Origin of the sequence: Vibrio sp. OPT20 (genome assembly GCF_963889365.1) — a bacterium.
Classification (GTDB): domain Bacteria; phylum Pseudomonadota; class Gammaproteobacteria; order Enterobacterales; family Vibrionaceae; genus Vibrio; species Vibrio splendidus.
Genome location: NZ_CAWPOA010000031.1, coordinates 1,033,612 through 1,047,064 on the forward strand (window position 1 = coordinate 1,033,612; position 13,453 = coordinate 1,047,064).

A 13,453-nucleotide genomic window follows, 5' to 3' on the forward strand; every position below is an offset into this window, starting at 1 on the left:
TAAATTTTTATATATTGTCTTTTATCAATAGGAAATGTGATCCAGTTAAAGTATGGAAAAATCGGAAAGTGTTCCTAGTCTCATTTATCCAACGAAATGTTTTATTTGTATTATAAGATTACGTAATATTTTCGTGTTATCGCAAATACTGATAGGTGAATCGCCTTATAGCTCGTGTTTGCTGATTTAGCTTTCACTTACGAACGCTGTCTTTGTATTATAATAATGGATTAAATATGAAACAAATTACTCTAAAAACTTTACTCGCTTCTTCTATTCTACTTGCGGTTGGTTGTGCGAGCACGAGCACGCCTACTGCTGATTTTCCAAATAACAAAGAAACTGGTGAAGCGCTTCTGACGCCAGTTGCTGTTTCCGCTAGTAGCCATGATGGTAACGGACCTGATCGTCTCGTTGACCAAGACCTAACTACACGTTGGTCATCTGCGGGTGACGGCGAGTGGGCAACGCTAGACTATGGTTCAGTACAAGAGTTTGACGCGGTTCAGGCATCTTTCAGTAAAGGTAATCAGCGCCAATCTAAATTTGATATCCAAGTGAGTGTTGATGGCGAAAGCTGGACAACGGTACTAGAAAACCAACTAAGCTCAGGTAAAGCGATCGGCCTAGAGCGTTTCCAATTTGAGCCAGCAGTGCAAGCACGCTACGTAAGATACGTTGGTCACGGTAACACCAAAAACGGTTGGAACAGTGTGACTGGATTAGCGGCGGTTAACTGTAGCATTAACGCATGTCCTGCTAGCCATATCATCACTTCAGACGTGGTCGCAGCAGAAGCCGTGATTATCGCGGAAATGAAAGCGGCAGAAAAAGCACGTAAAGATGCGCGCAAAGATCTACGCTCTGGTAACTTCGGCGTAGCAGCGGTTTACCCTTGCGATACGACCGTTGAATGTGACACACGCAGTGCACTGCCAGTTCCGACAGGCCTGCCAGCGACACCAGTTGCAGGTAACTCGCCAAGCGAAAACTTTGACATGACGCATTGGTACCTATCTCAACCATTTGACCATGATAAAAACGGCAAGCCTGATGACGTTTCTGAGTGGAACCTTGCAAACGGTTACCAACACCCTGAAATCTTCTACACAGCTGATGACGGCGGCCTAGTATTCAAAGCTTACGTGAAAGGTGTACGTACCTCTAAAAACACTAAGTACGCGCGTACAGAGCTTCGTGAAATGATGCGTCGTGGTGATCAGTCTATTAGCACTAAAGGCGTTAACAAGAACAACTGGGTATTCTCAAGCGCACCTGAGTCTGACCTAGAGTCGGCGGCGGGTATTGACGGCGTTCTAGAAGCGACGTTGAAAATCGACCACGCAACAACGACAGGTAATGCGAACGAAGTGGGTCGCTTTATCATTGGTCAGATTCACGATCAAAACGATGAGCCGATTCGTCTGTACTACCGTAAACTGCCAAACCAAGCAACGGGCGCAGTTTACTTTGCACACGAAAGCCAAGACGCGACCAAAGAGGACTTTTACCCTTTAGTGGGCGATATGACGGCTGAAGTAGGTGACGATGGTATCGCGCTTGGCGAAGTGTTCAGCTACCGCATTGACGTTAAAGGCAACACGATGACAGTTACTTTAATGCGCGAAGGTAAAGACGATGTTGTACAAGTGGTTGATATGAGCAACAGTGGCTACGACGCAGGCGGCAAGTACATGTACTTCAAGGCCGGTGTTTACAACCAAAACATCAGCGGCGACCTAGACGATTACTCACAAGCGACTTTCTACCAGCTAGACGTATCGCACGATCAATACAAAAAGTAATCTGGTCGAATAACACTTAACATTAAAGCTATCGCAATAGCCTCCAGCCTTAGGGTTCGGAGGCTTTTTTGCCTCCTGTTGTTTGGGCTTAAGCGTATGATTTAATTGAGTCGGAGAGGGGTAGTTATCAGTTGCACAGAGTTTAAGACATTATCATTAAGCTCATTCAGTATTAACTTTAGTCATTATCAGCCACTATTAACCCCCAAGCGCCGATCACAATTAACCTCAGTCATGATTAATCTCAGCTGATAACAGGTCATATTGCTTCCTATTCAAAGCTAAACAATGGCAATATTATTTTGGAATCGCCATAGCTAGAAAACTTCGACTTGGTTCTCAAGGTATGTACCAATGCAAAGTCTATACACGAACGTATTATTATGCGTGGTCTACTAATAGCGCCAGTCTAGCTGATTACTCCCGTTCTGTTCTTGGAACCGTCACGCTTGGGTTGTTTGGCGAGGATCCTAGCAATAGCCATAAATAGTGCTTTATCTCTTTCATAATTAGAAGGGCAGGGCCATCACTCTATTAGCTCTTATGCTCTATGAAATACACTGGTGGGTTCAAGTCGATAATCAAACGACTCTAACAGCTTAAGGTTATGCGCTTTTGCGTTAGTTACCTGCAGGCCGTAAATGCCCTGATTGTAGTTGTACGGTGACGCTGAATAATAATTTGTAGGATTAGTATAGAACTGAGAGACTTTGTCTATCTATGATCGATACAGGCTTTGAGAGGGCTAGATCAGTAGAAAGACAGAATGACAATTAGCACTAGAGTTATTTTGGTTTTTAATTAGAGTTAATAAAATAGATATTTGGTTTGTTAAATTTAATCGTGTCATAAGCTCTGTGTTTTAAAAAATAAAAAAAGCCATAGCAGTTGCTATGGCTTTGAATAAGTCAGGTTCTAAGGTAAGCAAACAGCAAGTCAACTTGTCTGTTTTGATATTCTTAGTCTTAGTTCAAGATATTTTCTTTACCTGCCGCAGTGTTCACTGCAGATGGTTGTGCGTAGATGGCTGTATTTCTTATATCTTTACCGTTGTCAGCTGAAAGTAGGGTTTTGTAACCATTGAACGTATTGCTTTCGATAGTGACATTACAGCCAAGGTTATCATCACTATTCTTTATGACGGCACTGCTAGAATCACCAACTTTAATTCCGCCCACATCACTACCACCAGAGTTAATAGTGAATGTATTATTTGTGATTTGTGAACCAAATCGCCCGTTGTCACTACTACAGTTAATACGAATTGCATTATTTTGGAAACTGCCACTTAAACCGACAAATTCGCTATTGTCTAATGTAAAGTAACCTCGAGAGAATAACCAACTTGCTTTTTTAGTACCTAGATCATCTTCGGTAATGCCGTTTGCATCGAACTTTAGGTTTTCAAGTGCTACAGGATCTGAATCTTTACCAATTTTACCAATAACGATCGCACCAGTTTCATTATCTGAAGTACCAGCTGACTCCCTACCAAAACACCCGGCCAAATTGTCGTTAGCAAAAGTCATGTTTTTGATACCTGCACCGGGTGCAGTGACATCAATACAAGCATCTCCGGTAATGGTTGCTAAACCAGCACCGGAGATTGTGACAGCTTTATTTAGCTCAATAACACCGGTATCAAACGTACCTTCAGATGATAAATCAATAATCGCGCCATCTTCTGCTGATGCAATCGCAGCGTTCACATCATCGACTGATTTAGGTTTTCCATCATCGGCATTTTCTAATACAGTTATAACAGATTCATCTGTAATCTCTGTTGCTGAGTAAGCTGTTTCTACGTCATCTTTTTCACAGGTCATATCTAGCTGTTGCTCAGTCACTGTGTAAGTACAGTCCTTACCTTCAAAGGAAACAACACCTTCTTCTTCAGCAGTATATATTGAACTCTCAAAAGTGAAGCCATTAGCTACGTCTCCACTGTAAATGCTTAGAGCACGAGTACCTTCCTCATTATTATCAAAGCGATATGGTGAAGTTCCGCTGAGTGACTGTGCAGCAACAGCACCACCTGTCAGATCCCAATAGACGTTTTCTATAGAGTAAACTTCAACAGGTTCAACAGGGTCTGTTCCGCCTGGATCTGTCGGAATAGGTAAACCATCACTGTTACAACCGAATAATAAACCTGTCGAAAGAGCGACAGCTGTAGCGACTTTAGAAATCTGCATAAAATATTCTCTTTATGATATTAAATCCATATGTAAATCACATAAGAAATAGATAATGAATAGTCGTTAAATATTTATTAGGATGAAGCTAATTCTGATTAGAACATCCTATTATTTAAAATAAAGTAATTAAAATATGCCCAAATAAATTACAAGAGGAGAGGGCTATTTTATATTCTGACTATTTTATTATTAGAATGAGTAAGCAATACCAACACGGTATTTAGCTTCACGATCTTTTGAAGATGAACTGATATCAGAAGACCAGATTTCAGCAAAAGGTTTCCAAGAACCGAACTTGTAGTTTACTTTTAAGCCAGCATCCCATTCCCAGTCATCACTATTATAAAGAAGTACGTTATCCAAAGATTTTACATAGTTTGCTTCGTAAGAAAGGCCAAGCTTAGGTAGAGATTCAATTTTGTAAGAACCCGTCAGTGTAACTTTAGACTTTTGAGCTGATTCTAAACGCTCGCCAGTTTCAGAATCTTTGTCACCAAATTGTGTGTGGTTGCGGAAATCAGCATATTCATGACGGTAACGAATTGCGGTCGTTAAACCCATGTCTGCTTTATAGCCAACGCGGAACTGAGGTTTAAACGTAACCTTCTTCATCTTCCAGTCGCCATCGTTAGCATTAGGCTCATCCCAATCCCAGGCAATAGGCATACCCATTTGTAGATACCAATTATTGTCTATTTTGTATGTCGCAGTGTTATCGATCTCCATACCATAGATGTACCAATTGCCATCGTAAAAACTCTGGCTGTTTGCTGATTTAACAGAACCTGAATCTTCATCATAGTAAGAGTCATCACCGTGGAACTTAAGTTCTAGACCAGTAGAGTGCTTCCACTTGTCTGACAGCTTAAAGCTTTCACCTAGCTTAACTCGGTGTTGATGGCGAGCGTCTACGTGAGCCGTATCACCATTAGTCTTTGTATAATCCGTCGCAGCACGATACTCGTAACGATAATCAAGAGATGCACCAGCAGCTGTGCCCGCTAAAAGAGTACATGCAACAGCTGCAGCAATTTTTGTAACAGAATTCATACCTTTGTCTCACTATTATTTTTTTATTTTGGATACATCCAATGTACCCCTGACTCACAAACCAATACCTTATATGGTATTAAATTAATGTATGACAAATATGGTATTTATTCCTAGGGTAGATTTCTGTGAGATCTATCAAAAGTTCCGACTAATGGCCTATTTATATAGCTAAATGTTATGAATATCTCAATTTAAGGCTTACCAATCAAATCAATCATGACTCAGTTCTCATATTAACAAACCTTGTAAGCTCAGTTGGTTGTATGTGTTAAAATAATACAAATGTAAGAATGTTCCCACTCTTTCATATCGATGTTCTAGTTGTTGTGGTTTAAACATAACGGGGCATGTTGAGGGATATAGATATAAACCACCGCCAAATGTTTGGTAAAAGTTAAAAGATGGCGAAATGTAAATTCTATTTATTGGTTGGTTTATTTAAGTCGAAGAGAAAATATTTAGTACTAATTCGTGTTCAAAAGTAGTTTCTGTGCTGAGAGTGTACTCAGTATCTGTTAACAATAAAGGATGAGTCATGTTTAAGAAAAACATATTAGCAGTGGCGTTATTAGCGACTGTGCCAATGGTTACTTTCGCAAATAACGGTGTTTCTTACCCCGTACCTGCCGATAAATTCGATATGCATAATTGGAAAATAACCATACCTTCAGATATTAATGAAGATGGTCGCGTTGATGAAATCGAAGGGGTCGCTATGATGAGCTACTCACATAATGATTTCTTCCATCTTGATAAAGACGGCAACCTTGTATTTGAAGTGCAGAACCAAGCGATTACGACGAAAAACTCGAAGAATGCGCGTTCTGAGTTACGCCAGATGCCAAGAGGCGCAGATTTCTCTATCGATACGGCTGATAAAGGAAACCAGTGGGCACTGTCGAGTCACCCAGCGGCTAGTGAATACAGTGCTGTTGGCGGAACATTAGAAGCGACATTAAAAGTTAATCACGTCTCAGTTAACGCTAAGTTCCCAGAAAAATACCCAGCGCATTCTGTTGTGGTTGGTCAGATTCATGCTAAAAAACACAATGAGCTAATCAAAGCTGGAACCGGTTATGGGCATGGTAATGAACCACTAAAGATCTTCTATAAGAAGTTTCCTGACCAAGAAATGGGTTCAGTATTCTGGAACTATGAACGTAACCTAGAGAAAAAAGATCCTAACCGTGCCGATATCGCTTATCCAGTGTGGGGTAACACGTGGGAAAACCCTGCAGAGCCGGGTGAAGCGGGTATTGCTCTTGGTGAAGAGTTTAGTTACAAAGTGGAAGTGAAAGGCACCATGATGTACCTAACGTTTGAAACCGAGCGTCACGATACCGTTAAGTATGAAATCGACCTGAGTAAGGGCATCGATGAACTTGATTCACCAACGGGTTATGCTGAAGATGATTTCTATTACAAAGCGGGCGCATACGGCCAATGTAGTGTGAGCGATTCTCACCCTGTATGGGGGCCAGGTTGTGGCGGTACTGGCGATTTCGCTGTCGATAAAAAGAATGGCGATTACAACAGTGTGACTTTCTCAGCGCTTAAGTTGAACGGTAAATAGCACATAACATAACCAATAGGCTAGCTATACGCAGTCCTTAAGGAATATTTTCGAAGACCACTTAACCGAATGTTGAGTGGTCTTTTTGTTTTATATGAGTTTTAAGATGACCTTGGTATTAATGTGACCTTGGTATCAATGAGGGTGTACGTGAAGCCTACCAATGAAAGGTACAGCTAAAACAATACAACCTTGTCAAAAGACAAGGTTGTATTCAGAAAGCGTAGGAAGATTTTAGGACGGCAACTCGATACGGAGTTTAGTCATACATCAACTCTTTGGCTTTGTCGGCATCGAACTCTTTAAGAGACTTTCGAGCCAAATGACGGAATGGGAAAGCTTTAACGACTTCTTCGAATGGTTGGATAGCGAATGCCCAAAAGATAGAACCGTCTAATCCAAAGATGATCAATGCACACAATGGAATTGAAATTACCCATTGACCAGTAAAGTTGATTTTGAAGACTGCGGTCGTTTTTCCTAGTGCTCTTAATACATTCCCATGAACCGTGTTGTAGCCACGGACAATCGGCAAGAAGATGTAGAGTGGGGCGATAACGGCCAATGCTTGATAGGTAGACTCATCCAAGTTCGGGTAAATATCACCAATGACCAGACTTAACCCCGCGAACAAGATTGCACACACAAAAGAAATGACGACCGCAATATCAATACTGGTATCGACGTTTTTGACTAGGTCATCCATCTTTTTAGAGCCAATCGCTTGGCTGATAGTAATCGCGGAAGAGTGAGCCCAAGCAGTAATAAATTGAGAGACAGCCCTAATCCAAGGCATCACCAAAGTAATCGCAACATACGCGTTGATGTTAAGTTGCGAATACAGTAACTGATAAATCGTTGCGCCAATCAATAGCATGGTTACATTTGCTGCGACAGGGAATATCTCGATAAAGTGACGGCGAACGTTTGTCATGAACTCAGATCGCTGGGCGTCTAATTTGAGTGAAATTGCCGAGCTTAAATACACGCAAAGAACCAGATACACAAGGCGAAGGGTGATAGCAATAACACTGCCTAGTGCGGCGCCTTGAACACCAATACCTTCGAAATTTGAAAAGCCGTGAATGAGTCCATAAGAAAGTACAGCGTTGATCGGCAATTCAATCAAATACCCTTTAAACGGTATTTTGGTTCTTCCTAATGCATTAAATAGGGCGATAATTACTTGCGTTAATGCTGTGAAAATGACGAGATACTTTGAGATATCAAGGTAGTGGCTGATTTCTAAGTAAAGGGCTTTATCGTCGGTTAAGGCTTGAATTAAAGGCTGTTCTAAAAAGGTGAGCAGAAACCAAAATATTGTCGCGATACCTAAGTTGATGAACAGACCTGCCCAAAACGCTTTGGATAATGAAGCGGTAATGCCAGAACCCACGGCGCGGCTCAATACTAGCTGAGTGCCGTTTGCCAGCGCCATTTGAATACCGAGTACAAAGGCAACCATAGTGGTCGCAATTCCCATGGCAGCCAAAGGTATTTCACCAAGAGGAGAAACCAGCAGCGTATCGATCATCAACATCGACTGCATCAATATACCGTTTAGGGCTAGGGGCCAGGCGAGAGAGAAATTTTTCCTTACATACGATTGTGTAGACACAAACAACACCTTATGTGTGTAACCGTAAGTTTTCTCTGAGAGGACCCGAGTTCAACATTTAAAGATGAAACACTACGGTAATGGATGGTTAAAAATGGGCGCTAAAACAGACTGACTCGTGTATTGGGATACACGAGTCAGTCTGGTAAATCTTGGTTATGCGATGGCTAATTCAACCCTAGACAGCTTTTGGTTTTCATCATCAAGTAAAGCTTGAGAGGCTATTCGAGCCTGATTCGCATTGCCTGACATAATCGCATCGTATATCGCTTTGTGCTCTTCTAAACAGAAGCGACCGCCTTCGGCAGAGTGGTCGATAAACTGTTTGAAAATTGTCGACAGGATGTTCGCGAACGGAATGTAAAACTGGTTACCCGTCGATAAGAAAATCGTTTGGTGAAACAGATGATCGTTGGTTGTCCACTCTTGATAATCAAAGCCGTTTGCCGCGATGGTCATCTTTTGGAAAAGAATCGAAAGCTCTTTGCGTTGCTCTACCGTAGCGTTGGATGCCGCAAGCGCACATGCTTCTGGGTCAATCGCTTTTCTTAAGCCCAAGAATTGAGATAAAAAGGGTTTGGTGTCTTCTAAATCTTGGATCCAATACAGTAATTGAGGATCTAAAAAGTGCCATTGCGTTCTTGGTTTGATACGAGTGCCCACTTTAGGCTTTGATTCAATCAACCCTTTTGCTGAAAGCAGCTTAGTGGATTCTCGAAGGGCAGTTCTGCTGACTCCAAAGATCTCGCACAACTCCATTTCGCTAGGTAACTTCTGATTTTCTTTCAACTCGCCAGACAAGATTTTGCGAGCAATTTGTCTCGCGACTTGAACATGAATTCGGCGGCTTGAATCTTCCACCAATGTAAATATTGACATTTAAACCACCTGAAATTGAAACTTTGAAAACAAAAAAAGCCAGACGAATCTGGCGCTTAGTGTCAGTGTATACGTCTAATATAGTGTGAGGTTTTCCCTCATCTATTTGTTGGGGCTGATGACTTTATTTAGTGTGACGGTCTTAACGACTTTATATAACTTAACGATTCTATATAACTTAGTGAGCTTATATTAGTCAGCTAGCTAGGGCGTTATTTGTCCGCCGTTAACATCTAGGATTTGTCCTGTGATGTACCCGCTACAGGCGTGCGATGCAAAAAAAGCAAATGAAGGGGCAACTTCATCAATATTGCCAAAGCGTCCCATTGGAATGTTGTTAGCAATGGTCGCTTTCAGATCGTCGCTCTTGCCATCGTGAAATGCGGTGTCGATAGTGCCCGGTGAAACAATGTTGAAACGGATATTGTCTTGCGCGAACTCTTTCACCCAATTGCGGTGAATGTCGTGTAACCACGCTTTAGATGCGGCATATACGCCAGCACCCACACCACCGCCTTCGCGAGCGGCAATAGAGCCCGTGCTAATCACACACGATGTTTGCCCCGATAGAGCAGCAGATGCACGCAAGTGTGGGATAGAGAACTTAGTTGTCATCAGCGCGGATCGAACATTTAGGTTCATCACACGCTCATAAAACTCGTCATCGATATTTTCTAGACTTGCACGCCCACCAAGGCCACCTGCGTTGTTAATCAACACATCCATGCCGCCAAAATGGTCGGTGAACTCTTTGACTAACCTTTCGCACTCTAATGTGTCCATTAGGTTTGCAGGAAAAAACGCAACATCGCCACCCAATGCGGTGAGTTCGGTGAGAACGTCATCGACTTTTGGGCTGAAAGCACGACTATTGATGCCAATCTTTGCGCCGTACTTTGCAAAAATGCGTGCAGTAGCTAGGCCCATACCAGCAGTAGAGCCAGTAATTAAAATGCGTTTGCCTTTTAAATCGTTAAACATCAGAGTCGCCTATATTGTAGATTATTTGCGTTAATAAATCATACAATAACACTTGCTATATTCAAGAGTGTTCATCTAAAAACTGATCATTACCGACATAAATAGTGAGAGTAAGAGTGGTTCTGTGAGTTCACGCATACAAAAAATGTGTAAATAAGAACTATTTGTATGAATAAATGGGTATGTTTGGTTTGATGAGCTTAATACTTACAAGATTGTCAAAATAATACTCTAGCCTATATTGGTAGTGACCTCACGTTATTCTGATACTGAGTTGGTAGAGATATAAATCAGTGTTATAGTACGAATTAAATAATACATATCTAATAAGTAAGTAGACACATGGCTGGTCATTTCAATTCTATTTCAGGCTCTAAGCGAAGCCTTCATGTGCAAGTTGCACGTGAAATCGCTCGTGGTATTTTGTCGGGCAATTTGCCTCAAGGTTCTATTATCCCTGGTGAAATGGCTCTGTGTGAGCAATTTGGTATCAGTAGAACAGCATTAAGAGAAGCGGTTAAGCTTCTTACTTCAAAAGGCCTATTAGAATCTCGCCCTAAGATTGGTACTCGTGTTGTTGACCGCGCGTTCTGGAACTTCTTAGATCCACAATTGATCGAATGGATGGACGGTTTAGCTGACACCGACCAATTCTGCCATCAGTTTTTAGGCTTGCGCCGTGCCATCGAACCTGAAGCTTGTGCGTTGGCCGCTAAATTTGCGACTGCAGATCAACGAATTGAATTATCAGAAATTTTCCAAAAAATGGTGGAGATATCTAGCGAAGAGATTCTTGATAAAGAGCGTTGGCTAGATATTGATATGAAGTTCCATAGCCTAATCTTCAACGCAACAGGGAACGACTTTTACCTACCATTCGGCAATATCTTAACGACTATGTTTGTTAATTTTATTTCTCACTCTTCTGAAGAGGGAAGTACCTGCATTGAAGAGCACCGCCAAATTTATGAAGCAATCATGGCGGGGAATAGTGATAAAGCGCGTCAAGCGTCAGCGAGTCACTTGCTAGAAACGAACCACAGGTTACCAATCGCTAGTTAATTGTTTAAAAAGATTTTTACTTTGAATCTTTGTTGGAACTGGTTCATTGGAACTAAAAGGTACACCAGGAAAGCACGTTTAATACGTGCTTTTTTTGTATCTAAATTTGATGGAAACCTGACTGATGTCCAATATTTGACCTATTCTTTGCTGTTTTGTTAAAACCACTAGCAACCAGCCTTGTTAGTTATATAATAATACTAATTAAATTATTGCGAGTGTGATTATGCCTCAGTCTTTATTACCAAATATTCTTCAGTTTATCGGTCAGATAGACCCATTCGATAAGATCCCTAAAGAAGCGCTGCGTGAACTTGCCTCTAATGTTCAGATCACTTACCTCGGCAAAGGTGATGTGGTTGATCTGTGTGAATCGGGTAAGGAAAAGTCGCTCTATATCATTCGAACTGGCTCTATGGAGCAACGAAAATCGGACGGTGTGCTTCGCGCACGTCTAGGTAGCGAAGACTTGTTCGGTTTTACATTCTTAGATTCTGAAGTCAACGACGAGAAAGGCTATAGAGCCATCGCAATTGAGAACACCTTGCTTTATGTGATTCCACACTCGGCACTTCAAACGCTTTTCAAAGCCTTTCCAAGTTGCGCAGAACACTTTGCTTCACAGGCGCAGGTTCGCTTGAAGTCGGCATTGGATGTGGTGTGGTCAAATAAAGAGAAAGGCCTATTCATTCGTAAAGTTGAGGAAGTGGCAAGCGGGCAGGTCGCCATTGTTAAGTCTGAGCAAACCATCCAATCGGTAGCGGTGGAAATGCTTCACCAACGCTCGCCATGTGCGGTGATCTATGAGGGTGAAACCATTGTTGGTTTGATTACCGACCGTGACATGACTAAGCGAGTGATCGCTCACGGTGTCAGTACTGATAGCCTGATCTCAGAGGTAATGACACACTCTCCACTCACAGTGAAACCCGATGATTTAGTGCTGCATGCTGCATCTATCATGATGCAATTCAATATCCGTAACTTGCCCGTTGTGAAAGAGAATAAGGTCGTTGGTCTCCTCACCACGTCTCACTTAGTTCAAAACCACCGTGTCCAAGCGATCTTCTTAATCGAGAAAATCAAATACGCGGGCAGTGTGAAAACCATGTCTTCGTTTACCCCAGAGCGACAAGCTATTTTTGAAGCGCTGGTGGAAGGCAAGGTTGCACCGGAAACCGTCGGTAAGGTAATGACCATGATCATGGATGCCTACACCCGCCGATTGATTCAGATCGCGATTGATAAATTAGGCCCACCACCGTGTGATTTCTCTTGGATCGTAGCCGGATCGCACGCGCGTAATGAAGTGCACATGCTGTCGGATCAAGACAGCGCTATTGTACTGGCTGATGATGCGTCAGACAGTGACCGTATTTACTTCAAACACTTAGCGATGATGGTGACCAACGGGTTGGCAAGCTGCGATTATCCGTTATGCCCAGGTAAATTCATGGCAGCGACGCCAAAATGGTGTCAGCCACTCAAGGTTTGGAAGCACTACTATAAAAAGTGGGTTGCCAACCCTGAGTATGAACGCCTACTCAACATCAGTGTGTTCCTAGAGATCCGTACTATTTATGGCAACAGTGAGTTCGAAGGCATTCTTCGTGATGAGCTGCATACCAATATTCGCGGCAACCGTGAGTTCCTAAGTACGCTCGTGAAAGATGCGGTCAATACCAATCCACCTTTGGGTATCTTCAACAGCTTGGTGTTAGAGAAATCGGGTGAGAACAAGAAAACCTTGAACGTGAAGAAATACGCCATCAACTTGATTATTGACTTAGCACGTATTTATGGTCTCGCAGTGGAGTGTGACTTGTCGGCCACTGATGAACGCTTTGCGGCAGCCAATGAAAAAGGCATGCTGAGCGACGACGCATTCAAAAACATTCTAGGTGCTTACCAGTTCATTCTCTCTTTCCGATTCGGTCATCAACTTGAAGCGTTGAAGAACGGAGATGTGCCCGACAACAATATCAATCCAGATAGCTTTGGTAGCTTTGAGCGTAAACACTTGAAAGATGCCTTTAGGATCATTGCTGACCTTCAAGAAGCGGCGAAAATTCGTTTCGGAGCGCGCTAATGAAATCGTTTTTAAATTACTTTCATCCGCTTGAGCGAATTAAACGTAAACGTAAGCAATATCTGGGAACGGTTAAGTTGCCAGAAGCGTTACATGATCTCGTAGATCAGCCTTGCCCTGAAATGACGGACTTGGCCAAAGACAGTGACTACATCGTGTTGGATCTTGAGACCACGGGTCTAGACAGCGAACAAG

At 42.3% G+C, this 13,453-nt stretch carries 9 protein-coding genes and 1 pseudogene; 5 read left to right on the top strand and 5 right to left on the bottom strand.

The annotated features are described in order from the left end of the window. Positions 1–236 precede the first annotated feature (236 nt). Positions 237–1,805: a polysaccharide lyase family 7 protein gene (locus AACR09_RS05725; RefSeq protein ID WP_193836145.1), complete on the top strand. Its 1,569-nt coding sequence runs from the start codon at positions 237–239 to the stop codon at positions 1,803–1,805. Positions 1,806–2,770: 965 nt separating this feature from the next. On the opposite strand, the gene AACR09_RS05730 is transcribed toward AACR09_RS05725, so the two are convergent. Next, the gene (locus AACR09_RS05730; protein ID WP_193836146.1) at positions 2,771–4,000 is read right to left on the bottom strand and encodes a hypothetical protein; all 1,230 of its coding nucleotides are present in this window, start codon (positions 3,998–4,000) and stop codon (positions 2,771–2,773) included. A gap of 192 nt (positions 4,001–4,192) precedes the next feature. Further along, positions 4,193–5,053, bottom strand: coding sequence for an oligogalacturonate-specific porin KdgM family protein (locus AACR09_RS05735; RefSeq protein WP_004733526.1), 861 nt, complete (start codon positions 5,051–5,053; stop codon positions 4,193–4,195). 538 nt (positions 5,054–5,591) lie between these two features. On the opposite strand from AACR09_RS05735, the gene AACR09_RS05740 reads away from it, so the two are divergent. After that, positions 5,592–6,629 carry a polysaccharide lyase family 7 protein gene (locus AACR09_RS05740; protein WP_108195796.1) on the top strand — a complete coding sequence of 346 codons (1,038 nt, stop codon included), beginning with the start codon at positions 5,592–5,594 and terminating at the stop codon, positions 6,627–6,629. A 259-nt stretch (positions 6,630–6,888) separates the two neighbouring features. Here AACR09_RS05740 and AACR09_RS05745 read toward each other — a convergent pair whose 3' ends face one another. The 3 genes from AACR09_RS05745 to AACR09_RS05755 all read right to left on the bottom strand — a co-directional run bounded on the left by AACR09_RS05745 (position 6,889) and on the right by AACR09_RS05755 (position 10,107). Further along, positions 6,889–8,256, bottom strand: coding sequence for an MATE family efflux transporter (locus AACR09_RS05745; RefSeq protein WP_017081002.1), 1,368 nt, complete (start codon positions 8,254–8,256; stop codon positions 6,889–6,891). Between the two features lie 147 nt (positions 8,257–8,403). Then, positions 8,404–9,126 carry a FadR/GntR family transcriptional regulator gene (locus AACR09_RS05750; protein WP_004733529.1) on the bottom strand — a complete coding sequence of 241 codons (723 nt, stop codon included), beginning with the start codon at positions 9,124–9,126 and terminating at the stop codon, positions 8,404–8,406. A gap of 204 nt (positions 9,127–9,330) precedes the next feature. Then, a complete protein-coding gene (locus tag AACR09_RS05755) occupies positions 9,331–10,107 on the bottom strand; it encodes an SDR family NAD(P)-dependent oxidoreductase (protein ID WP_004733530.1) in 777 nt (258 codons plus the stop codon). A gap of 342 nt (positions 10,108–10,449) precedes the next feature. On the opposite strand from AACR09_RS05755, the gene AACR09_RS05760 reads away from it, so the two are divergent. The 3 genes and pseudogenes from AACR09_RS05760 to AACR09_RS05770 all read left to right on the top strand — a co-directional run. Beyond that, on the top strand, positions 10,450–11,169 hold the full coding sequence (locus tag AACR09_RS05760) for a FadR/GntR family transcriptional regulator (protein ID WP_004733531.1): 720 nt from the start codon (positions 10,450–10,452) through the stop codon (positions 11,167–11,169). Between the two features lie 226 nt (positions 11,170–11,395). After that, positions 11,396–13,258, top strand: coding sequence for a DUF294 nucleotidyltransferase-like domain-containing protein (locus AACR09_RS05765; protein WP_193836147.1), 1,863 nt, complete (start codon positions 11,396–11,398; stop codon positions 13,256–13,258). Further along, positions 13,258–13,453 (top strand): annotated as a pseudogene (locus AACR09_RS05770) (3'-5' exonuclease); the annotation flags it as partial. The gene AACR09_RS05765 and the pseudogene AACR09_RS05770, both read left to right, overlap by 1 nt.

Coding starts and splice junctions, on each gene's coding strand:
- AACR09_RS05730 (WP_193836146.1), bottom strand. CDS start 4,000: ATGCAGATTTCTAAAGTCGCTACAGCTGTCGCTCTTTCGACAGGTTTA.
- AACR09_RS05765 (WP_193836147.1), top strand. CDS start 11,396: ATGCCTCAGTCTTTATTACCAAATATTCTTCAGTTTATCGGTCAGATA.
- AACR09_RS05750 (WP_004733529.1), bottom strand. CDS start 9,126: ATGTCAATATTTACATTGGTGGAAGATTCAAGCCGCCGAATTCATGTT.
- AACR09_RS05760 (WP_004733531.1), top strand. CDS start 10,450: ATGGCTGGTCATTTCAATTCTATTTCAGGCTCTAAGCGAAGCCTTCAT.
- AACR09_RS05735 (WP_004733526.1), bottom strand. CDS start 5,053: ATGAATTCTGTTACAAAAATTGCTGCAGCTGTTGCATGTACTCTTTTA.
- AACR09_RS05755 (WP_004733530.1), bottom strand. CDS start 10,107: ATGTTTAACGATTTAAAAGGCAAACGCATTTTAATTACTGGCTCTACT.
- AACR09_RS05725 (WP_193836145.1), top strand. CDS start 237: ATGAAACAAATTACTCTAAAAACTTTACTCGCTTCTTCTATTCTACTT.
- AACR09_RS05740 (WP_108195796.1), top strand. CDS start 5,592: ATGTTTAAGAAAAACATATTAGCAGTGGCGTTATTAGCGACTGTGCCA.